Genomic DNA, 24,209 nt, shown 5'->3' with positions numbered 1-24,209 from the left:
GGTTGTGTCAGCGGCCGAGGGCTTTTTCGGCCCCTCAGCGCCGAAGGGAGTCAGAGAATCCCTCGGTGTCTTCGTAGGGACGCAACGGGTCGGCCGCCGGCCGCTTCAACGGCCGCAGTTCGCGGGCGCGGGGCCGGACCGGTTCGGGGTGCAGCGGCACGGCGCCCGACGGCTTGGACGCCATCGCACCAGACGGGCGGCTGCGCTCCTCGCGCAGGAACAGCAGCAGCACGGCGCCGGCCACGGTCATGAGCCAGGCGATGGGCGAGAGCGCCCGGAAGCCCGCGGCCATCGCGGACTCCCCGAGGAACGCCGGCACCCCCATGAGGAGGACCCCACCGAGCAGGAGCTGGATGGCCGCGCCCCGGCGGCGGCGCGGCGTCCAGGCAGTTCGTTTTGGGGTGGGGGGCATGGGCATGGGTGAATTGGGCCCCGCATGATAGTCAGACCTAGCCTGTTTGCGGTGTAACAGGTCACACAATTGCCCCCTTGGGCACCCCCTATTCTTAGGGGGTACCTCCCCCAACAATAGGACGCAGCGGACGGCGTGCCCGGCATTACCATCGCAGGCGTTCCACCCCTCGCCCCACTCGCACCCCCGCCGGCCGCTCCGTCACCGGTGGCCGTGCGCCATTCAGCCGCCTCGTTTTCATGCACGCAGTCCCGCAATGAGCCCATCCAGCACCGCCGCCAACGAATCGCCCGACACCGTGGCCGATCGGCTGCCCGCCGCCGGCGCGCCGTTGAAGGTGCTGGTCGTCGACGACCATGCGCTGCTGCGTGTGGGCATCGTCACGAGCCTGCAGGCCATCGAACACGTGCAACTGCAGCTGCTCGAAGCCGGCAACCTGGGCGATGCCATCGAGATCTACCGCAACGAGGCCGACATCGCGCTCGTGCTCCTCGACCTGAACATGCCCGACAGCAAGGGCCTGCAGGGCCTGAAGCAGTTCGTCGAAACCTTCCCGCTGGCCAAGGTGGCCGTCATCAGCGGCACGCAGGATGAATTCGTGATCGGCCATGTGCGGGCACTGGGTGCGGTGGGTTACGTCACAAAAGGCCAGGACGCCCGCGCCATGTCCGACATCGTGCTCGCCCTGTTGGGCAAGCCGGTGCCGAACGAACTGGGCGGGGGCAACGGGCCCGGCCGGTTCCCCCGTTTCCCGAATTCCTCCCGCTACGACCGCGTGGCCGAACTGGGCCCGCGCCACCTGGAGATCCTCGAACTGGTGCTCTCGGGCTGCTCCAACCAGGAGATCAGCACGGCCACCGGGTTGTCGCTGGGCACCATCAAGAACTACGTCTCGACGATCCTGCTGGCGCTCGATGTGAAGTCGCGCTCCCATCTGATCAGCCTGTTCCGCTGAGCGTGAGCTTCCGCCTCTCGCCCCCCGCGTCCGCCGCGTCGCAGGACGCGGTGCTGGAAAACGCCCTCGAACGGCGCCGCTCTCGCGTGCGGTCCACGCAACTCGAACGCCTGTTGCTGCGCTCGCGGCAGCAGCTGATCGTGGGCTTCGTGCTGGCCCTCGTGCTGTGGGTGGGCCACTGGTACACCACCGGCAGCACCCAGGCGTTCGGCTGGGCGCTGCTGGTGCACGGCGCCCAGGGGATCCAGTGGGGCGTGGCCCGTGCGTTCAGGCAGCACGGGCGGGCCGCGCTGGTCGAGTCAGCCGTCTGGCTGCACCGCTACCAGACCACGCTGTTCCTGTCCGCGCTCGCCTGGGGCATGTCGGCGCTCATCGTGCTGCCCGACGAACAGAACCTGATGGTCACCACCGCCTGGGCGCTCGCGCTGCTCGGCATGGCGGGCATCGGCGCGCAGGTGGTGTCGGCCGTGCTGTCGGCCATCTACCTGTGGCTCGTGCCGTTGCTGCTGCCGCTCGTGCTGCTGATGCTGCAACGCGGCGGGCCGGTGGAGATCACTGTCGCGGTGCTGGTGCTGGGGTTCGGGGCCATGATCGGTTTCTTCGCGGTGTCGATGCACCGGCTGCTGAAGACCGCGCTGCAGACGAAGCTGGACAACGACGCCCTGGTGCGGGCGCTGCGCCAGCAGGTGGTGCTGGTGGAACGGGCCGACCGCGAGAAAAGCCGCTTCCTCGCGTCGGCCAGCCACGACCTGCGCCAGCCCATGCACGCCCTCGGGCTGTTCGCGGGCGCCCTCGACAAACACCTGAACGGCACCGCGCTGCAGCCCACGGTGACCAACATGATGCGGGCCATCGACGCGCTGGAGCAATCGTTCAGCGCCATGCTCGACATCTCCAAGCTCGACGCCGGGGTGATCGAGCCCAACCTGCAATCGTTCCCCATCCGCGACCTGTTCCGCGTGCTCCACATGCATTGCAGCGGCCAGGCCGAGGAACTGGGCCTGAGCCTGCGGTTCAAGCCCGGCGGCAAGATCGTCACGAGCGACCCGCAGTTGCTGCAACGGGTGCTGAGCAACCTGATCCACAACGCCATCCGCTACACCCAGGAAGGTGGTGTGGTGGTGGTGGTGCGCGAACGCGCGGGCATGATCAGCATCGAGGTGTGGGACACCGGCATCGGCATTGCCGCCGAGGAACTGCCCCGCGTGTTCGACGAGTTCTACCAGGTCACGAACCCCGGGCGCGACCGGTCCCGCGGACTCGGCATGGGCCTGGCCATCGTCAAGCGGCTCGTGCTGCTGATGGGACACAGCCTCGATGTGAGGTCCACGCCGGGCAAGGGCACGGTGTTCCGCATCCTGCTCAAGCCCACCGAGATGGCCGACCTCGACAGCGTGGTGCTGGGCGCCGACACAGTGCCCTCCCCGATCGACGAAGACCGCATCGTGTTGCTCATCGACGACGAGGAAAGCATCCGCACCGGCATGCGCGAGTTGCTCCAGACGTGGGGGTACCAGGTGCTGACCGCAGGCAACATCGCCGAAGCGTGCACTGAAGTGAGGCGCCATGCCGGGGTGGTCGACCTCGTCATCTCCGACCTGCGGCTGGCCAACCGGGAAGACGGCATCACCGCCATCGAGCGTGTGCGCGAGACGTACGGCGCCCCGCTGCCCGCGCTGCTGATGACCGGTGACACCTCGCCCGAACAGGTCAAGCGGGCGCACGACAGCGGGCACCAGGTGCTGTTCAAGCCGGTGCGCACACGCGATCTTCATTCCGTCCTTCGGGGGATTCCCTGACGGGCGGCCCCACGGAACACTGGCGCCCTCGGCCGGGTGTCACCTTGGTCACTTGCGATGCACCCGTGCGGGCGACAGCATGCCCGTCGCTCCCCCCCACTGAAGGACGCCCCGTGGCAACGACGCGCAACCGCTCCCGATGGTCCCGATGGATGGCCTGTGCCGCCGGGCTCACCGCCCTGGCCGGCGGGCTCGCCCAGGCCCAGCAAGCCACCGGCCTTGCGCCGGTCAGCCCGGCCATGCAGAACGCACTGGCCCGCCAGCGCGACGCCGAGACACTCGTCGTGCTCAGTGCCGAAGGCAAGGCGCTGCTGGAGCGCGATGTCATCAAGCTCGACGGCTATGCCTACTGCGGCGCGGCCATCGCACTCGCCGAACAGGGCGAGTTCCGCCAGAGCATCCGAGCGGCCAGCAAGGCCCTGCACCTCGGCAACAGCGACAACAATGACGACCTGAAGGCCCTGGCCCAGCGCGACCTGGCCATCGCCTACAGCTACGCCGGCCTGCTCGACGAGGCCGAACGTTACGCCCGCGCCACGCTGGCCCTGAAGGCCAACGACCCGCAGCAGGCCTACGCCCCCGCGCACAAGGTGCTCGGCGACGTGGCCGCGCGCCGTGGCCAGTTCGACGAGGCCGTGGCCGCCTACCAACAGTCGCTGGCCGCGGCGAGTCCGCGTTACCGCCCGCTGGTGCTCGTGTCGCTCGCCAACGCGGCCACCAGCGCCGGCCGCCCCGCCGATGCCATCGCACAACTCGACCGCCTGGGCGCCGACGACGCCGCGAAGATCGGGCCGTTCTACCGCCGCAGCCGTGCCAACGCACTGCTGGCCGCCGGCCAGCCTGATGCCGCGCTGGCCCTCTTCAAGGTGGTGGCCACCGACGGCCTCGCCGGGTCCGACGGCACGTACCACCGCCTCTGGGCCACCGAAGGCATCGGCCGGGTGGAACTGGCACGCAACAACCGGCCTGCCGCACTGGCCGCCTACCTCGAGACGGTCAAGCTCGCCGACCAGCTGCGCGGCAAGTTCCATTCCGAGGAGTTCAAGACCGGCCTCTTCGGCAACGTGCAGACGGTGTTCGACACCGCCTTGTCACTGAGCGTCGAGACCCGCAACTTCGAAGCGGCCTGGGAGCTGTCGGAGGCCTCGCGCTCGCGCCAACTGCTCGACTCGGTGCGCGACCGCGCCACCGACAGCTTCGCCGGCCAGCGTGTCACCCTCCCCGAACTGCAGCGGTCGCTTGGCCCGCAGGAGGCGGTGGTGCAGTACCACGTGCTGGCCGACCGCACCCTCGTGTGGCTCATCACCAGCACCGGCATGTCCGCCACCACGCTGCCCACCGGCGAAGCCGCGCTGGCCGCTCAGGTGGAGGCCCTGCGCCGCAGCATCGTGGAGCGCCGGCGAGACACGGCGGCCGTGGCCCAGGCCACGTACCAGATGCTGTTCGCGGGCGTGGACCTGGCCGGCCAGCAACGGGTGTACGTGGTGCCCCACGGCCCGCTGCACTACCTGCCGTTCCAGGCCTTGCACGACGGGCGTGGCTACCTGATCGAACGCACGGCGCTCGCGGTGTGGCCGTCGGCCGCCGTGGGTGCGCAGCTGCTGGCGCGCCGCAACACACCCGATACCTCGTTGCTCGGGTTCGGCAACCCCGCCACCGACCGCAACGTGCCGCTGCCCGGCGCCGAGCGCGAGGTGATCGAGGTGGCGCGGTTGTTCGGCCGCAGCAACGTGTACGTGCAGCAGGAGGCCACGAAGCAGCGCTTTCGCACCAGCGCCAACCAGTCGAGCGTGCTGCACGTGGCCGCGCACGCCGAGGTGGACGAGGTGGACCCGATGTTCTCGCGCATCCTCTTTGCCTCGTCGCCCACCGAACCGGGCCTGCTCGAGGCGCGCGACATCTACGGCATCGACCTGAACGGTGTGCGGCTCGTCACGCTGTCGGCCTGCGAAAGCGGCCTCGGCAAGGTGGCCCGCGGCGACGAGATCATCGGCTTCACCCGCTCGTTCCTGTCGGCCGGCGCCACCAGCATCGTGGCGTCGCTGTGGCCGGTGGCCGACGAGTCCACCGACCTGCTGATGAACAAGCTCTACAAGGACATGGCCTCGGGCCGCGACCTGATGAGCAGCATGCAGCAGGCCCAGCTCGAAGTGCAGAAGAACCGGCGCTTCGCGCACCCGTTCTTCTGGGCCCCGTTCAACGTGATCGGAAACGGCCGGCTGACGGTGGCCGACGCCGTGGCAGCCCGCTGATGGAGTTCCGCATGAAACACCCGTTGGCGCTCTGCGTCGCCGCCGCGCTCGCGGCCCTCGCCGCCGCCCCCGCCGGTGCGCAGGCGCCGGCCCCGGCCGTCGCTGCCGCCCGCTTCACGCTCACCCGCGTCGTGTTCCCGCCCACCACCGCGGTGCCGGCACACGTGCTGCAGCAGGCCGCCGAGCCCTTCATCGGCAAGGACACCGGGGCGGCCGAACTCGACCAGCTGTCGGCCGCGCTGCGCCGCCTCTACGAGGACCGCGGATTCGGCCTCGTGGGCATCGGTTTCCCCAGCCAGGCCCTCGCCGGCGGGGTGCTGCAGGTGGCCATCGTCGAACCCCGGGTGACCCGGCTGATCGTCGAGAGCCCCGACAAACCGCCAGTGACCGACGAGCGCACGCGGGCCGTGCTCGAGCGCAACGGCGTCACCGCCGGCCAGCCGCTGAACCTGCTGCACCTCGACCGGGCGATGTACACCCTCAACGACTGGCCGGGCGTGAAAGCCAAGGCCACGTTGACCCCGTCCGGCGACGAGAACGTGTACAGCGTGGCCGTGCAGACCGAACGGGGCCGCGCGTGGGACGCCAGCATCGACGCCGACAACCACGGCACCGAGGTGAGCGGCAAGTACCGGGTGGGCGCGCTGCTGCGCTGGAACAACCCGGCAGGCATCGGCGACAACCTCGACCTGCGGCTCGTGGCCTCGGAAGGCAGCGGCAACATGGTGGGCCGGCTCGGCTACGAGGCCCCCGTCGGGCCCACGCCCTGGCGGGCGGGCGTGGGGTACTCGCGCGTCAACTACGAACTGGGCGGCACCTTCGACGGCGCGGTGGGCACGGCCGACGTGGTGGACGCATCGTTGTCGTACCCGCTGCTACGCTCGCGCGACATCAACGTCATCTCGCGCCTGTCGATGGAACACAAGACGCTGCGCGACGAGTTCTTCACCGAAAGCTCGGACAAGAAGATCACCGCGGGTACCGCCCAGGTGTCGTTCGAGTCGCGCGACACGCTGTGGGGCGGGGGCTTCAACGGAGGCAGTGCCGGCATCATGGTGGGGCGCCTGCGCAACCAGGCCACCAGTGGTGTCGACACCACCGCCCTCGGCGGTTTCACGAAGCTCACGGCCCAGGCCACCCGGCTGCAGCGCCTCACCGGACGGTTCTCGTTTTTTGCGGGCATCGCGGGCCAATGGGCCAGCCAGAACCTCGACAACGCCGAGAAGCTCACGCTCGGCGGCGCACGTGGCGTGCGCGGGTACCCGGCGGCCGAAGGGGCGTCCGACCAGGGCGCCATCGTCAACACCGAGCTGCGGTGGTGGCTGAACCCGCAGTGGAGCACCTTCGTGTTCTATGACGCGGCCCACGGGAAGCTGCGCCGCGAACCCGAAGGCACCGATGACAACACCCGCACGCTGCATGCGGCGGGCCTGGGGGTGCAGTTCACGAACCCCGAACTCTTCACGCTGAAGGCCACGCTCGGTGTGCGCGGCCACGATCCCGTGCTGTCGGACACCGACAACACCGGCCGAAGCCTGCTGCTCGTGCAGCTCCAGCATTCGTTCTAGGAGACGCCCATGCCCTCGACCCAACCCCGTCAGCGCGTGATGCGCCCCGACCTCCGCCTGCTGCCCATCGCCGTGGCCGCGGCCCTGGCCGTGTCCGGCCTGGGTGCCCACGCGCAGCCTGCCACGAACGCCCTGCCCGTCGTCAACGGCAGTGTCACGCCACGCAACGCCACCATCGGGCCGCAAGCCGGCACGGCCGCCAACCCGGTGCTGAACATCACGCAGAACGCCGCGCGCGGCGTGATCGAGTGGCAAAGCTTCGACATCGGCTCGGCCGCGCGGGTCAACATCGTGCAACCGTCGGCGCAGAGCGTGCTGGTCAACCGGGTCACGCCCGGCGGATCGGCCAGCCAGATCTACGGCCGGCTCGACGCCAACGGCCGCGTGTTCCTCGTGAACACGGCCGGTGTCACGTTCGGCGCCGGCGCGCAGGTGAACGTGGGGTCGCTGGTCGCCTCCACGCTCGACCTGTCGCCGTCGCTCGTGGCCAACCACTACGACGCGCTCATCGATCCGGCCACCGGCGTCGTCACGCTCACCCAGGGTGGCAACGGCCACCTGCAGGTGTCCTCGGGTGCCACGCTGAAGGCCGATCCGGCCGGCGGCGGTTCGGTGGTGCTCGTGGGACAACAAGGTGTCACGCAAGCCGGGGTCATCGAAGCGGTGCGCGGGCAGATCGCCATCGGCACGGCGTCGGCGGCCCAGGTGGTCCTGCCCGCCAGCAGCAGCGGGTTCATCGACCTCGTGATCACCGCGCCGTCGGCGGCCCCGGGCGCCATCGCGATCGACGGCACGCTCAACGCCAGCGCCACCTCCGGCACCGGCGGGTCGGTGCGGGTCGATGCGGGGCCGAACGGGTCCGTGACCCTCGGTGCGTCGGGCCACCTCGCCGCCACCGGCCAGCGCGGTGGTGATGTCACCGTGACCGGCGGCAGCGTGGTCGTGGCCGCGGGCAATGCCTCGGCCATCGACACGAGCGGCACGAATGGCGGCGGGTCCATCACGGTGGGCGGGGACACCACGCGCAACGTCTACATCGGCCAGGGCAGCGTGCTCGCGGCCGATGCCACCGACACCGGCAACGGCGGCCGCATCGTCGTCAAGGCCAACCACCTGGACACCGCCGCCACCGCGCCGGTGGCACGCGAGGACTACGGCGTGGCCGAGGTGTACGGCACCCTCCTCGCCCGCGGCGGCGTGCGCGGCGGCAACGGTGGTTTTGTCGAAACCTCCGGCCGGGCCCTCTCCACCCGGTCCAACAGCGCCACGCAGGGACTGCTGCTGGCCTCGGTCGACGCCCGCGCACGAGCGGCCGGTGGCGTGGCAGGCACCTGGCTCATCGATCCGTTCAACGTGACCATCGGCAACGGCCTGCAGACGCAGTTCGTCGACCAGTGGAGCCCCACCGGCACTGGCGCGCAGATCGCCTCGGGTGACATCACGGCCGCGCTCAATGCCGGCACCAGCGTCGAGGTGAACACCGGCACCACCGCCGTGGGCACCGAAAACGGCACCATCACGCTGTTGAGCGGCACCATCATCAGCCGCACCACGGCAGGTGCCGCCACCACCCTGACGTTCCGCGCGCACGACAGCATCTCGGCCGATGGCACGACGTTCAACGTGAACGGCAATGCGCCGGTGAACGTCAACTTCTACGCCGACCTGGACGGCAACGGCACGGGCAACGTGGTGCTGTCGAACACCACCGTCAGCACCGGCGGAGGCGACATCACGATCAGCGGTGGCATCGACCCGGCCACCGGCTTCGCGCGCGGCAACAGCCAGCAGGCTGGCGTATTCCTTTCCGGCTCCCTGCTCGAAACCAACGGCGACGCCGGCCGCGGCAACGTGGTCATCCGCGGCCAGGGTGCGACCGGGTCGGCGGACAGCGGCGTGGCGGTCACGCAATCCAGCCGCGTCGACGCGAACAACACCACCGTGCTGGGCCTGTCGGACCGCGGCATCGGCGTGGACCTGCAGGGCGCCAGCGTCAGCACCCTCGACGGCACTGTCGACATCCGGGGCATCGCCACGCGCACGGACGCCACCAGCACCCAGGCCGTCGGGATCCAGGCCAGCAACACCACCATCCGCGCGAACGATGGCGCCGTGGTGCTGGCGGGCCGGGGCGACGACAACGGGGTGGCGCGCGTGGTCGACGACAACGGGGTTGCGTACCCGGCGGCCGACGGCTTGCGGTACGACAACCTGACCATCCTGGCCTCGGCCAACAACACCAACACCATCACGCTGGCCGGCCACGCCGCCAACTCCACCGGCACGGGCATCTCGTTCACCGATGTGGAAGGGGGGGCTGGCTTGACGATCGTGGCCGACACCTCCGGGAACATTCCCACGCTTGCCAACGTCAGCATCGGCGCCATCAGCTCGGACGGCCTGGCGCTCGCGCTGGGCCTCGACACGAACCCGGGCGGGACCACCGTGGCGACGAACGGCGCCATCAACTTCCGCCCGGTGTCCGTCTCGGCCACGGGCCAACTCGCCGACGCCACGACCGACGCGATCCAGGTGGGGCCCATCGCCACCAGCAACGGCGGGTTCATCGTGACGCCGGCGGACGGATTCGGCAGCTCGCTGCGGGCCGCCGGCGGGTTCATCATCGGGTCCAGCGCCCACACGGGGGCCATCACCGTCGTGGACGGGGCACTGACCGGGCTCGCCGGACAGTCGATCACCCTCCAGAACGAAGGCACGGGCTCGCAGGGCATCACGCTCGGCACGGGCACGCAGGTGCGCGACCTCACGCTGCTGAGCAGCGGCGAGGTGACCCAGACCGGCGCGTTCACCGTGGGCCGCAGCCTCGTGTTGGGCGGCGGCGGCGGCTTCACGCTGACCACGGCCGGCAACACGGTGGCCGGCACGGTCGCGCTGGCCATGACCAGCACCATCGAGGCCAACACGTCCGAGGTGGCCTCGGCCGTGCTGGCCGGCCCGGGCACCGTGGACCTGCTGGTCAACGGTGCGCTGGTGGTGGGCACCGCCAACCCCGCGGCCGCCTACGACAGCAACACCGGGTCGTTCGCCACCCGCACCACCAACACCAGTACCACCGGCACGTCCACGGTGCTGCGTTCCGCCGACGGAACGGTGTCCGCCACCCACGACATCACCACGGCATCCGAAGGCCAGCTGGCCCTCGTGTCGCCCATCTCCGTCACGGTCGATGCAGAGACGGCGTCCCTGTCGGCTCCGGGGGGCCTGGTGCAGGCCTGGGCGCCGCTGGTCAACTGGAACCCCGAAGGGCGGCTCAACTTGTACGGCTGCACCTACCCCGCCTGCACGCTGTCGGGCATCACCCCGCCGTCCACCGGGCTGCAGGCCCTGATACCCACCCGTCCCACCGTGAACGTGGTGGCGTCGCCGGCCAACACCACCGACGGCGCCAACCTGCCGCCGCTCACCTACACCGTCTCCGGCCTGCTGGCGGGCGACGATGCCACCACCGCGCTCACCGGTGCGCTGGCCACCACCGCGACGGCCCAGAGCCCCGCAGGCACCTACGCGATCACCCAGGGGACGCTCGCGTCACCCACCGGCTACCTGGTGAACTACACCGGCGCGGCGCTCACCCTCGCCCAGGGGGGCGCCGCCGCCGTGCCGCTCGGCACCGCCGAGCAGGTGCGCACGGGCTACCTGGCGCAATACCGGTCCGACGTGTACGGGCGCAACCTGGACTTGCCGTTCATCTGCACGGCCCAGACCGTGGTGCGCGACAGCGTGGCCCAGGAAACCCAAGCCGACCCCCTGGCGTCCGAATGGGGCAAGGTGCGCGGCCAGCCGAACCTGTCCGGGTGCCTCGACGTGAACCAGGGCGGGCAATGCGCGGCGTTCTGACGGGTTGGCGAGATGACCTTGGTCCTACTGCCCCATGTCCCGACACCGCCCCGGCCTCGAAGTGACTTTCGGCTGATGCCGGCAAGGCCCGGCCTTCCTAGAGTCACACCATTGCATCACGCACGGTCTTATTTCACACCTTCCGCCCCATGAGCCTCCTGCCCGTCGATCAACTCCTCGCCCCGCTGGCCGACCACGCGCCCTGCGGTGACGACCTGGAGTACGACCCTGCGTTCCTGGCGCTGGAGGAAGCGGCCCGGGGTAAACCCGAGCAGCAGTTCGGCGACACGGTGATTCCCGCCCAGGAACCCGACTGGCGCCAGGTGCTCGAAGACGCCCTGCCGCTGGCCCAACGCACCCGCGACCTGCGCCTGGCGGTGCTGATCGCCCGTGCGTCGGCCCACCAGCAAGGCATCCAGGGATACGCCACCGCGTTGTCGCTCGTGGCCGGCCTGCTCGAACAGCACTGGGACCACGTGTTCCCCGCGCTCGACGCCGACGACCAGAACGACCCCACCATGCGCCTGAACGCGCTGGCCCCGCTGGTGGACGGCGCCACCGGCCTGGCCGACCTGCGCAACGCCACGGTGGGCTCCGGCCGCATCCCGCTCACCATTCGCCAGATCGAACTGTCGGCCGGCAAGGCCGAACCCCACCCGGACGAATCGGTGCCCACCGCCGCCGGCATCACCGAAGCGCTGAAGGCCATCGAGGCCCAGACGCCCGGCGTGCTCGCCGCGTTGCAGGCGCCCTACGTGGAACTGCTGCGCATCGAATCCGTGCTGAGCGACAAGGTGGGCGCCCAGGGTCCCGACCTGAAACCGCTGCAGCTCATCGTGCGCTGGCTGAACAACGCCGCCTCCGCGGCCGAAGGGGGCGCATCCAGCGACAGCGCCGCCGACGCCGATGGCGGCACCTCGCAAGACAGCGCCCCGGCGTCCGGCGGTGTGTCCGCGCCCGGCGCGCTGCGCAGCCGCGACGACGTGGTGCGCACGCTCGACCGCGTCTGCGAATGGATCGAACGCAACGAACCCACCAACCCGGCGCCACTGCTGATCCGGCGCGCCCAACGTTTGATGACGAAGAGTTTCATGGACATCATCCGCGACCTGGCACCCGATGGCTTGAGCCAGATCGAAAACATCGCCGGCCCGTCCGGCGACTGAACCGTACCATGCGATTGCCCCGCCGTTCCAAGGGCAGCACTTTTTCAACCATCCAATCGACCCCAGCGTAGAGGAGCCCTCCCATGGCCACCAGCAGTCAGAAGTTCATCGCTCGCAACCGTGCGCCCCGCGTCCAGATCGAATACGACGTGGAGCTCTACGGTGCCGAGAAGAAGGTGCAGCTCCCGTTCGTGATGGGTGTCCTGTCCGACCTGTCGGGCAAGCCCAGCGAGCCGCTCGCCCCCGTCGCCGACCGCAAGCTGCTCGACTTCGACGTGGACAACTTCGACAGCCGCATGAAGTCGATGAAACCGCGCGTGGCCTTCCAGGTGCCCAACACGCTGACGGGTGAAGGCAACATGAGTGTCGACATCACGTTCGACAGCATGGACGACTTCTCCCCGGCCGCCGTGGCCCGCAAGGTCGACTCGCTGAACAAGCTGCTCACCGCACGCCAGCAACTGTCGAACCTCATCACGTACATGGACGGCAAGACCGGTGCCGAGGAACTCCTCGCCAAGGTGATCGCCGACCCGGCGCTGCTCAACAGCCTGGCTTCTGCGAAGAAGGCCAGCGACGAGCCGAAGGCCGAGTGATCCTCACCCCAGAACCAGACGGAGATTCGTGATGGCAGAAGCACAAACCCAATCGTCGGCGCTACAGGGTGTCGAGTTCCAGGGCGGCGATTTCGCGTCGCTGCTGAACAAGGAATTCAAGCCCAAGAGCGACGAGGCCAAGTCGGCGGTGGAATCCGCCGTGCTGACCCTCGCGCAGCAAGCGCTGTCGCAGACCCAGCTGATCGGCAACGACGTGGTCATGTCCATCGAGGCCATGATCGCCGAGCTCGACAAGAAGCTCAGCGAGCAGATCAACCAGATCATGCACCACGCCGACTTCCAGCAGCTGGAAAGCGCGTGGCGTGGCCTGCACCACCTCGTCAACAACACCGAGACCGACGAGCAGCTCAAGATCCGCGTGATGAACATCTCCAAGCAGGAGCTGGGCAAGACGCTGAAACGCTACAAGGGCGCCGCCTGGGACCAGAGCCCCATCTTCAAGCGCGTGTATGAAGAGGAATTCGGCCAGTTCGGCGGCGAGCCCTTCGGCTGCCTCGTGGGCGACTACTACTTCAACCACGGTCCGCAGGACGTGGAACTGCTGGGTGAGATCGCCAAGGTGTCGGCCGCGGCCCACACCCCGTTCATCGCGGCCGCCGACCCGGCGCTGGCCCAGATGGGTTCGTGGCAGGAACTCGCGAACCCGCGCGACCTGACCAAGATCTTCACCACGCCCGAGTACGCCGCCTGGCGTTCGCTGCGTGAATCCGACGACGCCAAGTACCTCGGCCTCGCGATGCCGCGTTTCCTCGCCCGCATCCCGTACGGCGCGAAGACGAACCCGGTGGAAGAGTTCAACTTCGAGGAAGACACCGGCAGCGCCGACCACACCAAGTACACGTGGGCCAACTCGGCCTACGCGATGGCGGTGAACATCAACCGTTCGTTCAAGTCGTACGGCTGGTGCTCGCGCATCCGCGGCATCGAGTCGGGCGGTTCGGTGGAAGGCCTGCCCACGCACACGTTCCCCACGGACGACGGTGGCGTGGACATGAAGTGCCCCACCGAGATCGCCATCAGCGACCGCCGCGAGGCCGAACTGGCCAAGAACGGTTTCATGCCGCTCGTGCACCGCAAGAACTCCGATTTCGCGGCGTTCATCGGCGCGCAGTCGCTGCAGAAGCCGGCCGAGTACGACGACCCGGACGCCACGGCCAACGCCAACCTGGCCGCACGCCTGCCATACCTGTTCGCCACCTGCCGCTTCGCCCACTACCTGAAGTGCATCGTGCGCGACAAGGTGGGGTCGTTCAAGGAAAAGGACGACATGGCCAAGTGGCTCAACAACTGGATCATGAACTACGTCGATGGGGACCCGGCGAACTCGTCGGAAACCACCAAGGCGCAAAAGCCGCTCGCCGCGGCCGAAGTGCAGGTCGAGGAAATCCCGGGCAACCCTGGCTACTACTCGTCCAAGTTCTTCCTGCGTCCGCACTACCAGCTGGAAGGCCTCACGGTCTCCCTGCGCCTCGTGTCGAAGCTGCCTTCCAACAAGGCCGCCTGACACCCGTGCCGGGCCCCTCCGGGGGCCCCCTCAACCCGTTTTTTCAACCGCGCCAATCCTGGCGCTAGCAGTACCTTTCTCGTTCAACAGGAGCAATGACCATGAGCAGCGACTTTCACATCAAGTTTGACGGCGTCGACGGCGAAGCCACCCACAAGGACCACAAGGGCGAAATCGAGATCCTGTCGTGGAACTGGGAAGTGTCCCAGGTCTCCGGCGCGGCATCCGGCGGCGGCTCCGGCCGTGGCAAGGCCACCCCGGGCGACTTCGTCTTCTCGCACCGCTACGACAAGGCCTCCCCGGTCCTGGCCAAGCACTGCGTGTCCGGCAAGCACTTCAAGGACGCCAAGCTGACCGCCCGCAAGGCCGGCGAAGGCCAGAAGGCCTACCTGACGATCACCCTGAAAGAAGTGTTCGTCACCAGCGTGAGCCCGTCCGGCGAGTCCGAGGGCGACATCTCGGAGGAAGTGAAGTGCTCGTACAAGGACATCGAGTACTCGTACAAGCCGCAGGACGACAAGGGCGGCCTGGGTGGTGAAGTGAAGTTCGGCTGGAACACGGCCACCACCGAAACCCGCTGATCGAACGGGCTTCGCCCGATCTGCCCGCCCGGCCCCGGCACCTCGTGCCGTGTCCGGGCCTTCAGCGTTTGAGAACCGAACTGCCACTGCCGCTGCTCACGGCAACGAAGGAACCATCACATGCCTCCGTCCATTCCCTCCCCTGTCGCTGCTCCTGGCGAAGGCGCCGTCGATGTGTTCCTGGCGATTCAAAGCAAACGTTCCGGCAAGATCCGTGGCGAAGCCACCTCGGTCGACCACAAGGACGAGATCCAGATCACCAGTTGGGACTGGGGCGTGACCGCCAGTTCCGCACTGGGCTCCACGCAGGCCACCGCCCGCCGGTCGTACCGAAACCTGGCCATCAGCAAACGGGTGGACAGCAGCACCACGGCGCTGCTGTCGGTGCTGGCCTCGAACGACGAGATCAAGGAAGCCAAGCTCTGCATGCGCAAGGCCGGTGAAGGCCAGCGCGACTTCTTCAAGATCACGTTGTACAACGCGCGGGTCACGTCGGTCGACATGGCCTGCGACAGCACCGGCATGCTCACCGAGCGGGCCACGCTGAGCTTCAACCGCGTGCAAGTGGAGTACGAGATCCAGCAGGCCTCCGGCCAGCGCGGCTCCGGCTTCAACTTCAACGACGAAATCCTGCCCGTCTGACACCATGAGCACCCCCCAGGAATTCCTCGCCGCCGGCGACCCGGCCCAGGCCCTCGCCGCGCTGCAGCAGCAGGTGCGTGAAAAGCCGGGCGATGCCAAGCTCCGCATCTTCCTGTTCCAGCTGCTGAGCGTGCTCGGCCAGTGGGAACGCGCCCTCGCCCAGCTCGACGTGTGCGGCCAGCTCGACCACGGCACGCTGCCCATGGTCAACACCTACCGCGAGGCCATCAAGTGCGAGGCCGTGCGCGCCGCGGTGTTCGCCGGCAAGACCACCCCCGTCGTGTTCGGCCAGCCCACTCCGTGGGTCGCCATGCTCATCGAGGCCCTGGCGCAGGAAGCCCAGGGCAACGCCGCGCAGGCCGCGCACCTGCGCGCCTCCGCGCTCGAGGCCGCCCCGGTCACCCCCGGCACGCTCGACGGTGTCGCGTTCGACTGGATCGCCGACGCCGACTCGCGCCTGGGCCCCGTGCTCGAGGTGGTGCTCAACGGCCGCTACACCTGGGTGCCGTTCGATGCCCTGTCGGCCGTCACCATCGAGGCGCCGGAAGACCTGCGCGACATGGTGTGGACCCCGGTGCAGCTCACGTTCACCAACGGCGGCCAGACCGTGGCGCTCGTGCCCACCTGTTACCCCGGCACCCGCGAACAGGCCGACGGTGCGCTCAAGCTCGCCCGCGGCACCACGTGGAACGGGCTCGGCGACGACCAGTACGCCGGCCTCGGCCAGCGGCTGGTGTCCACCAGCGGGCCCGAGGCCGCGCTGCTGGACGTGCGCGAGATCCGCCTCACCGCCACGCCGGCCTGAGCGCGCCCGCATGAACCTCCGCGACCGCCTGCAGCCCGTGCTGCTCGACCGCCTGACCGACCTCACGCCCCACACGCGTGTCGAGGCGGAAGACAACCGCATGATGAACAAGGCGCAGATCCGCGAAGCGGTGCTGCGCGACCTGTCATGGCTGCTCAACGCGGTGCAGCCGCTGCGCGGCCTGTCCGAGGCCCATGCGCAGGCGGCCAACTCGGTGCTCAACTACGGGCTGCCGCCCATGTCGGGCCAGATGGCCTCGCGCGTGGACATCAGCCTGCTGGAGCGCACCATCAAGCAGTCCATCCTGCGCTTCGAACCGCGGGTCATGGAAGACTCGCTCGAGGTGAAGGCCATCGACGCCACCAGCGTGCTCGACACCCACAACGTGATCGAATTCGAGATCCGCGGGTTCATGTGGGCCCAGCCCGTGCCGCTCGAACTGCTGTTGCGCACCCAACTCGACCTGGAAGCCGGCCAGGTGGAAGTGCGCGACGCCACCGCCATCCACGTGCGACGCAAGACCACCTGACGCCCTCACCGCCCCCGCCCCGATGGACCCGAGCCTGCTGCGCCTGTACAACGACGAACTCACCCATCTGCGCGAGGTGGGGGCCGAGTTCGCGAAGGAATTCCCGAAGATCGCCGCGCGGCTGTCGATGGACGGCGTGGAGGTGTCGGACCCCTACGTCGAGCGGCTGCTCGAAGGCTTTGCCTTCCTCGCCGCCCGCGTGCAACTCAAGATCGACGCCGAGCACCCCCGCCTCATCCAGCACATGCTGGAGACGGTGTACCCCGGTTTCCTGTCGCCCGTGCCGTCGATGATGATGGCGCGGCTGCGCCCCGACCTGCTCGACCCGAACCTGGCCCGCGGCTTCACGATCCCGCGCGACAGCGCACTCACCAGCGAAGCGGTGCGCGGCCAGAACACCCGCTGCGAGTTCCGCACATCGCAGGACGTCACGCTGTGGCCGGTGGACATCGACGCCGTCCAGTACTTCACCCACGCCCCCGACCTGCCGCTCACCCGCCTGCCCGGCGCCCGCCAGATCCGCGGCGGCCTGCGCATCAAGCTCAAGACCCACGGCGGCATCAAGTTCCGCCAGCTCGGCCTCGACACCCTGCCTCTCCACATCGCCGCACCCGACGACGTGGCATTCCGCCTGCACGAGCTGGTGCTCGGCAACGGCCTCGGCACATGGGTGGGCGGGGGTGACAAGGCCAGCATGTCGGCCTATGCCGATGCCGGTTCGGTCCAGCCCATGGGGTATGGCGACAACGAAGCGCTGTTGCCCGAGACACTGCGCGGTTTCAGCGGCCACCGGCTGCTGCAGGAGTACGCCGCCATGCCGCAGCGGTTCCTGCAGTTCAGCGTCACCGACCTGGCGCGGCGGTTCGCGCTGATCGATGGCACCGAGGCCGAGGTCGTGGTGCTGTTCGGCAAACCCGACGTGTCGCTCGAATCGCTGGTGGATGCCCAGAGCCTCGCGCTCTACTGCACCCCCGCCGTCAACCTGTTCCCGAAACGCCTCGACCGCATCCAGCTGGGCACCGGCGCCTGGGAACACCACGTGGTGCCCGACCGCACCCGGCCGATGGACTTCGAGGTGCACTCCATCGCGTCCGTCACAGGCTTCGGCACGGCCCAGGCGGCCGAGCAGAAGTTCCTGCCGCTGTACACCGCGTTCCACGACGAGTCCCGCAGCCACGGCGCGTACTACACGGTGCGCCGCGAACCGCGCCTGCTGTCGAGCCGCCAGCGGCTCGAGGGGCCGCGTTCGGCCTACATCGGCCAGGAGCTGTTCCTGTCGCTCGTGGACCCCAACAACGCGCCCTACCGCGACGACATCCGCCAGCTGTCGCTGACGGCACTCGCCACCAACCGCGACCTGCCCACGCTGCTGCCCGGCTCCGCCACCGCGTGGACGCTGGACGCGGCCGGCCCCACCATCCGCATCGACACGCTGCGCGGCCCCACCCGCCCGGTGCAGCGCATCGCCCGCGGCGACGTGGGCTGGGCCATGGTGAGCCTGCTCTCGCTGAACTACCTCAGCATCGCTGGCGAGGACCCGGCACGTGCTGCGGCCGCGCTGCGCAGCCTGCTGTCGCTGCACGGGCCCGAGCAGGACATGGCGTGGTCGAAGCAGGTGGACGGCGTGCAGTCGCTGCACGCCCAGTCGGTGGTGCGCCGCCTGCCGTTTCCCGGGCCGCTCACGTTCGGCTGCGGCGTCGAGATCACGCTCGTGGCCGACGAGCTCGGGTTCCTGGGCTCCAGCGCCTTCCTGCTGGGATCGGTGCTCGACCAGTTTTTTGCGCGCCACGCGTCGGCCAACAGCTTCGTCGAGACGGTGCTGCGCTCGGCCTCGCGCGGCGAGATCCTGCGCACCCGGCCGCGCGTGGGCACCCGGGCCGTGCTGTGACCCCCATGGACACCCCGGACGTCGCCCGCGCCCGCCACGAACGCCAGGCCCGGCTGTTCGACGCGCTCGCGGCCGAGCCCTGGAACCACGACTTCTTCGCCGTGTTGCGCGAGGTGGAGGCCATGTCGCCCCAGCACCCGCGCCTGGGCAAGGCCCTGCGGCCCGGCGCCGAACCGCTGCGGCTGGGTCAGGACCCGGAGCTCGATTTCGCGCCGGCGCCCATCATGTCGTTCAACGCGAGCCTCGACCGGCCGCGCCTCGGTGTGCGGTTCTTCGGCCTCTTCGGCCCGATGGGCCCGCTGCCGCTGCACTTGACCGAGTACGCCCGCGACCGCCTGCGCAACCACGCCGACCCCACGTTCGCGCGCTTCGCCGACGTGTTCCACCACCGCGCACTGCTGCTGTTCTACCGCGCGTGGGCCCAGGCCCAGCCGGCCGTGCAGGCCGACCGCCCCGATGACGACCAGTTCGCCAAATGGGTGTCGGCCCTGTTCGGCCAGGCCCCGGCGTCGATGCGTGCGGCCGACACCGTGCCAGACAGGGCAAAACGATTTGCCGCAGGCCACCTGGCCCGTGCCACGCGCAACCCCGAATCCATCCAGAAGGTGCTGCGCCAGTACTTCCAGGTGCCCATCCGCGTGGAGTCGTACGTGGGCCACTGGATGACGCTGCGTGCCGGCGACCGCACCCGCCTCGGCAGCCCCGGTGCCCGCCGTTCCGCGGCGCTCGGTGTCAACGCTGTGGCCGGGGGCAAGGTGTGGGACCGCCAGTACAAGCTGCGCCTGCACGTCGGCCCGTTGACCCTCGCCCAGTACAACCAATTCCTGCCTGGCCAGCCGTCTCTCATCGAACTGCGCGACTGGATGCGCCAGCTCGTGGGGTTCGAGATGCTGTGGGACGTTCGCCTCGTGCTGAAAGGCAACGAGGTGCCGCCCCTCGGCGTGAAGCGCCAGGCCCGGCTCGGCCTCACCACCTGGCTCGGCCGCGCCACCCCCCACCCAGACCGCGGCGACCTTCGCCTGCATCCCGCACGCCTCGGCGTGCCCTCAAACACCCAGGGAGAAAACCATGGCTGAAATCAGTCGCACCGCGTTGTTCGGCAAACTCAACCCGCTCGCCTACAAGGCGATCGAAGGCGCCACCGTCTTCTGCAAGCTGCGCGGCAACCCGTACGTCGAACTGCAGCACTGGTTGTTCCAGATCCTGCAGAACCAGGACTCCGACCTGCACCGCATCGTGAAGCACTACGGCATCGATGCCGCCGTGCTCGTGGCCGACCTGCAGAACTCGCTCGACCGCCTGCCGCGTGGCGCGTCGTCCATCACCGACCTGTCGAGCCACATCGAAAACGCCGTCGAACGCGCGTGGGTCTACGGTTCGCTGATGTTCAAGGACTCGCAGGTGCGCACCGGCTACCTGCTGATCGGGTTGCTGAAAACCCAATCGTCGCGCAACGCGCTGCTGGCCATCAGCAAGCAGTTCGAGCGGGTGAAGCTCGACGACCTGACCGAAAACTTCGCCGCCTTGCTCGCCGGTTCCCCGGAACACGGCCAGGCCGCCAGCGACGGCTCGGGCGCCGCCCAGCCGGGCGAGGCGAGCGACGCCATCGCACCGGCCGCGATGGGCAAGCAAGAAGCGCTCAAGCGCTACGCCGTGGACCTGACCGAGAAGGCCCGCAACGGCGAGATCGACCCCATCGCCGGGCGCGACGAGGAGATCCGCCAGATCGTCGACATCCTGATGCGCCGGCGCCAGAACAACCCCATCCTGACCGGCGAGGCCGGCGTGGGCAAGACGGCGGTGGTGGAAGGCTTTGCGCTGCGCCTCGCGCGCGGCGACGTGCCGCCGCAGCTGCGCGACGTGTCGCTGATGATGCTCGACATCGGGCTGCTGCAGGCCGGCGCCAGCATGAAGGGCGAGTTCGAGAACCGCCTGCGCCAGGTGATCGACGAGGTGCAGTCGTCGGCCAAGCCCATCATCCTGTTCATCGACGAGGCCCACACGCTGATCGGCGCCGGTGGCGCGGCCGGCACGGGTGACGCGGCCAACCTGCTCAAGCCGGCCCTGGCACGCGGCAAGCTGCGCACCATCGCGGCCACCACGTGGGCCGAGTACAAGAAGTACTTCGAGAAGGACCCGGCCCTCACCCGCCGCTTCCAGGTGGTTCAGGTGCCCGAACCCAGCGAGGAAAAGGCCGTGCTGATGTTGCGCGGCGTGGCCACCATCCTCGAGAAACACCACCGCGTGCAGCTGCTCGACGAGGCCATCGAGGCCGCCGTGAAGCTGTCGCACCGCTACATCCCCGCGCGCCAGCTGCCCGACAAGGCCGTGAGCCTGCTCGACACCGCCTGCGCCCGCGTGGCCGTCAGCCAGCACGCCACGCCGCCCGAGGTGGAAGACGTGCAGCGCCGCATCGAGGCGCTCACCACCGAGCAGCAGATCATCGACCGCGAAGCCGACGTCGGCATCGACGTGAAGGTGCGCCACGACCGCGTGGCCCAGCACCTGGCGGAAGCCAACGCGTCGCTCGAGAAGCTGCAGGCCCGGTTCCAGGAAGAGAAGGTGCTGGTGGACCAGGTGCTGGCCCTTCGCGGCAAGCTGCGCAAGGCCGGTGACAAGGCCGACGGCAAGGATGCCGCCACTGAGACCACGCTCTCGCCCGAGGAACGCACCCGCCTGCTGGCCGACCTGGCCGAACTGCAGACGAAGCTTCACCACCTGCAGGGTGACACCCCGCTGATCCTGCCGTCGGTGGACGAAATCGCCGTGGGCGCCGTGGTGCAGGACTGGACCGGCATCCCGGTGGGCCGCATGGTCAAGAACGAGGTGGAGTCGGTGCTGCGCCTGGCCGACACGCTGAACGAACGCGTGATCGGCCAGAAGCACGCGCTCGAGATGATCGCCCGCCGCATCCAGACGTCGCGTGCGAAGCTCGACAACCCGAACAAGCCCATCGGCGTGTTCATGCTGGCCGGCACGTCCGGCGTGGGCAAGACCGAGACCGCGCTCGCGCTGGCCGAGGCACTGTATGGTGGTGAACAGAACGTCATCACCATCAACATGAGCGAGTACCAGGAGGCGCACACCGTCTCCACGCTCAAGGGTTCGCCCCCGGGCTACGTGGGTTACGGTGAAGGCGGCGTACTGACCGAAGCCGTGCGCCGCCGTCCGTACAGCGTGGTGCTGCTCGACGAGGTGGAAAAGGCCCACCCCGACGTGCACGAGCTGTTCTTCCAGGTGTTCGACAAGGGCTGGATGGAAGACGGCGAAGGCCGCATGATCGACTTCAAGAACACGATCATCCTGCTGACGTCCAACGCCGGCAGCGACCTGATCATGAACCTGTGCAAGGACCCGGAGCTGATGCCCGAGCCCGATGCCATCGCGAAGGCGCTGCGCGAGCCGCTGCTCAAGGTGTTCCCGGCGGCACTGTTGGGCCGCATCGTCACCATCCCGTACTACCCGCTGTCCGAGGCCATGCTCGCGCAGATCGTCAAGCTGCAGCTCAACCGCATCAAGAAGCGCGTGGAAGCCAACCACGGTGTGCCGTTCACGTTCGATGACGACGTGGTCAAGCTCGTGGTGAGCCGCTGCAACGAGGTGGAAAGTGGTGGCCGCGTGATCGACGCGCTGCTGACCAACACCGTGCTGCCGCGCATCAGCCACGAGTACCTCACGCGCCTGGCCTCCGGCCAGCCGCTGAACCGCGTGGCGCTCACCGTGCAGGCGGGCGATTTCGCGTACGCCTTCGACTGACCGATGGCACGCGGTTCGAACAAGGCGGCGCCACGCGGGGCCAGCGGCGCAGCCCGGCTGGCCTGGACCCAGGCGCTGCAGTACGCCGTGGCGCTGCTGCGCGATGGCCAGCACGAGGCCGCGGAGCGAGAACTCCGCGCCGTGCTGCGCAAGTGGCCCGACCAGCCGGACGGGCTGCACTTCCTCGGCATCGCACGGCACAACCAGGGGCACTCCGACGAAGGCATCGCCCTCATCCGCCAGGCCCTCGCCGTCAATCCCGGCGCGGTCGGCGTCTGGAACAACCTGGGCAACGTGCTCACCGAGGCACAACGCTTCGACGAGGCGAAGGCGACCTACCGGGAAGCCCTCGCCCGGCACCCGGAGTTCATCAACGCGATGAACAACCTCGCCACCATCCTGCGGCGCGAAGGTGACCATGCCGGGTCGGAAGCCCTGTGCCGTCGCGCGGTCGAGATCGATCCCGAGTTCGCCCAGGCCTGGTACAACCTGTCGCTCACGCTGCTGGAACAGGGCAAGGTGGACGAAGGCCTGACGGCCAACAGCCGCGCCATCGTGCTGTGGCCGAAACACCTGCAGGCGCGCAACGCCGTGCCACGCGCCCTGGTGCACCTCGGCCGCCTGGACGAAGCCGCGCAGCTCTACCGCGACTGGCTCGCCACCGACCCCGACAACCCCGTGATCCTGCACCACCTCGCCGCGTGTTCCGGCGGCACCGTGCCGGAACGGGCCAGCGACGACTACGTCGAGCGCACGTTCGATGCCTTCGCGGCCACGTTCGATGCCAACCTGTCGGCGCTCGGTTACCGCGCGCCCCAGCTCGTGGCCGACCTGCTGACCCGGTTGCTCCCACCGCCTGCGCGCCAGTTCGACGTGCTCGACCTCGGTTGTGGCACCGGCCTGTGCGGCCCGCTGGTGCGCGACTGGTCCCGCACCCTCACCGGTTGCGACCTGTCCAGCGGCATGCTGGAGAAAGCGGACCGCCGCCGCGTGTACGACAAGTTGCAACACGCCGAGCTGGTCGCCTACCTGCTCGATCACCCCGGCTCGCAGGACGCCCTGGTGTGCGCCGACACGCTGTGCTATTTCGGCGAACTGGGCCCGGCGATGGCCGCCGCCCACGGCGCGCTGCGGCCCGGTGGCCTGCTCGTGTTCACCGTGGAAGCGTTGGGCGACGGCGGCGACGCCCCGTATCATCTGCAACCCCACGGCCGCTATGCCCACCGGCGAGCCCACGTGGCGGCCTCCCTGGCGGCCGCTGCGCTGCACACCGAGGCGCTCGAACCCGTCGAACTGCGCATGGAAGCCGGCAAGCCGGTGGCGGGCTGGCTGGTGGCCGCACGTCGCCCTTGATGTTCCCTCTCTTCCCCTGAATCGATGACCGCCGACGACCTCATCGCCTGCCTCGGCAAGGCCGACGACCACCCCGACATCCAGCGCCTGCTCACCCGGCTGGGCGCCAGGAAGCCGCCCAAGGGCGGCCGTGGCGACACCGGGTCGCGCGTCGAGGTGCGCCAACTGGGCGTCACGCTCGAGTTCGCCCCCGCCGACGGCGACCCCCGGCATGGGCAGGAGCTGGTCCGCGTGGTGCTGCAGGGCCAGGCCCAGGGCGGCGCCAAACCCTTTGCCGGCGCCTTGCCCTTCGGCCTGGCCTTTGCCGATCCACGCAAGGACGCCCGCAAGAAGGTGGGGCCGCCCATGCACATGAGCGACGAGCTGAACCGCGACGCGTGGGACTACCAGTCCCACACGATGACCGCCGACTACGCGCCAGGCCGCGGCAGCATCCTGCGGCTGTCCCTGTCGATGCCGTTCGATCCGGACGACGACGACGACGACTGACCGGGGCGGTGACTTTCGTCGCTTGCCCGCACGCC

At 69.1% G+C, this 24,209-nt stretch carries 18 protein-coding genes; 17 read left to right on the top strand and 1 reads right to left on the bottom strand.

Annotation, left to right across the window (positions count from 1 at the left end):
* Window positions 1-34: 34 nt before the first annotated feature.
* Window positions 35-418, bottom strand: coding sequence for a hypothetical protein (locus ASC87_RS16435; protein WP_235582190.1), 384 nt, complete (start codon window positions 416-418; stop codon window positions 35-37).
* 250 nt (window positions 419-668) lie between these two features.
* On the opposite strand from ASC87_RS16435, the gene ASC87_RS16430 reads away from it, so the two are divergent.
* The 17 genes from ASC87_RS16430 (at window position 669) to ASC87_RS16350 (ending at window position 24,174) form a co-directional block, all read left to right on the top strand.
* Window positions 669-1,367 (top strand): response regulator transcription factor, encoded by a 699-nt coding sequence (locus tag ASC87_RS16430; RefSeq protein WP_056664163.1) that lies wholly within the window; start codon window positions 669-671, stop codon window positions 1,365-1,367.
* Window positions 1,368-1,369: 2 nt separating this feature from the next.
* Window positions 1,370-3,166 (top strand): hybrid sensor histidine kinase/response regulator, encoded by a 1,797-nt coding sequence (locus ASC87_RS16425; protein ID WP_056664160.1) that lies wholly within the window; start codon window positions 1,370-1,372, stop codon window positions 3,164-3,166.
* Between the two features lie 113 nt (window positions 3,167-3,279).
* Complete coding sequence (locus tag ASC87_RS16420) at window positions 3,280-5,418, top strand: CHAT domain-containing protein (RefSeq protein ID WP_157604084.1); 2,139 nt, start codon at window positions 3,280-3,282, stop codon at window positions 5,416-5,418.
* An 11-nt stretch (window positions 5,419-5,429) separates the two neighbouring features.
* Window positions 5,430-6,986 carry a ShlB/FhaC/HecB family hemolysin secretion/activation protein gene (locus ASC87_RS16415; RefSeq protein ID WP_162255172.1) on the top strand — a complete coding sequence of 519 codons (1,557 nt, stop codon included), beginning with the start codon at window positions 5,430-5,432 and terminating at the stop codon, window positions 6,984-6,986.
* A gap of 9 nt (window positions 6,987-6,995) precedes the next feature.
* Entirely contained in the window at window positions 6,996-10,844 is a 3,849-nt protein-coding gene (locus ASC87_RS16410) for an S-layer family protein (protein ID WP_082568674.1), read from the top strand.
* Window positions 10,845-10,993: 149 nt separating this feature from the next.
* Window positions 10,994-12,010 carry a type VI secretion system protein TssA gene (tssA, locus tag ASC87_RS16405; RefSeq protein ID WP_056664151.1) on the top strand — a complete coding sequence of 339 codons (1,017 nt, stop codon included), beginning with the start codon at window positions 10,994-10,996 and terminating at the stop codon, window positions 12,008-12,010.
* An 83-nt stretch (window positions 12,011-12,093) separates the two neighbouring features.
* Window positions 12,094-12,606: a type VI secretion system contractile sheath small subunit gene (gene tssB / locus ASC87_RS16400; protein ID WP_056664148.1), complete on the top strand. Its 513-nt coding sequence runs from the start codon at window positions 12,094-12,096 to the stop codon at window positions 12,604-12,606.
* A 31-nt stretch (window positions 12,607-12,637) separates the two neighbouring features.
* On the top strand, window positions 12,638-14,131 hold the full coding sequence (tssC, locus tag ASC87_RS16395) for a type VI secretion system contractile sheath large subunit (RefSeq protein WP_056664145.1): 1,494 nt from the start codon (window positions 12,638-12,640) through the stop codon (window positions 14,129-14,131).
* A gap of 101 nt (window positions 14,132-14,232) precedes the next feature.
* Window positions 14,233-14,712 (top strand): type VI secretion system tube protein Hcp, encoded by a 480-nt coding sequence (locus ASC87_RS16390; protein WP_056664191.1) that lies wholly within the window; start codon window positions 14,233-14,235, stop codon window positions 14,710-14,712.
* Window positions 14,713-14,832: 120 nt separating this feature from the next.
* Window positions 14,833-15,354: a type VI secretion system tube protein Hcp gene (locus ASC87_RS16385; RefSeq protein ID WP_056664140.1), complete on the top strand. Its 522-nt coding sequence runs from the start codon at window positions 14,833-14,835 to the stop codon at window positions 15,352-15,354.
* A 4-nt stretch (window positions 15,355-15,358) separates the two neighbouring features.
* Window positions 15,359-16,159 (top strand): type VI secretion system accessory protein TagJ, encoded by an 801-nt coding sequence (locus ASC87_RS16380; protein WP_056664135.1) that lies wholly within the window; start codon window positions 15,359-15,361, stop codon window positions 16,157-16,159.
* A 10-nt stretch (window positions 16,160-16,169) separates the two neighbouring features.
* Window positions 16,170-16,688, top strand: a complete 519-nt coding sequence (gene tssE / locus ASC87_RS16375) for a type VI secretion system baseplate subunit TssE (RefSeq protein WP_056664132.1) — start codon at window positions 16,170-16,172, stop codon at window positions 16,686-16,688.
* 22 nt (window positions 16,689-16,710) lie between these two features.
* The gene (gene tssF, locus ASC87_RS16370) at window positions 16,711-18,576 is read left to right on the top strand and encodes a type VI secretion system baseplate subunit TssF (protein ID WP_056664129.1); all 1,866 of its coding nucleotides are present in this window, start codon (window positions 16,711-16,713) and stop codon (window positions 18,574-18,576) included.
* A 5-nt stretch (window positions 18,577-18,581) separates the two neighbouring features.
* On the top strand, window positions 18,582-19,652 hold the full coding sequence (gene tssG, locus ASC87_RS16365; protein WP_056664126.1) for a type VI secretion system baseplate subunit TssG: 1,071 nt from the start codon (window positions 18,582-18,584) through the stop codon (window positions 19,650-19,652).
* On the top strand, window positions 19,645-22,332 hold the full coding sequence (tssH, locus tag ASC87_RS16360; RefSeq protein WP_056664123.1) for a type VI secretion system ATPase TssH: 2,688 nt from the start codon (window positions 19,645-19,647) through the stop codon (window positions 22,330-22,332). The genes tssG and tssH overlap by 8 nt, the downstream gene beginning before the upstream one ends.
* 3 nt (window positions 22,333-22,335) lie before the next feature.
* A complete protein-coding gene (locus ASC87_RS16355) occupies window positions 22,336-23,685 on the top strand; it encodes a tetratricopeptide repeat protein (RefSeq protein WP_056664120.1) in 1,350 nt (449 codons plus the stop codon).
* A gap of 24 nt (window positions 23,686-23,709) precedes the next feature.
* Entirely contained in the window at window positions 23,710-24,174 is a 465-nt protein-coding gene (locus tag ASC87_RS16350; RefSeq protein ID WP_056664119.1) for a hypothetical protein, read from the top strand.
* The last annotated feature ends 35 nt before the right edge of the window (window positions 24,175-24,209 follow it).

This window comes from Rhizobacter sp. Root1221 (genome assembly GCF_001425785.1).
GTDB lineage: Bacteria > Pseudomonadota > Gammaproteobacteria > Burkholderiales > Burkholderiaceae_C > Rhizobacter.
Note: the sequence above shows the minus strand (reverse complement) of the source record. Positions and strands in the feature narration are given on the sequence as shown.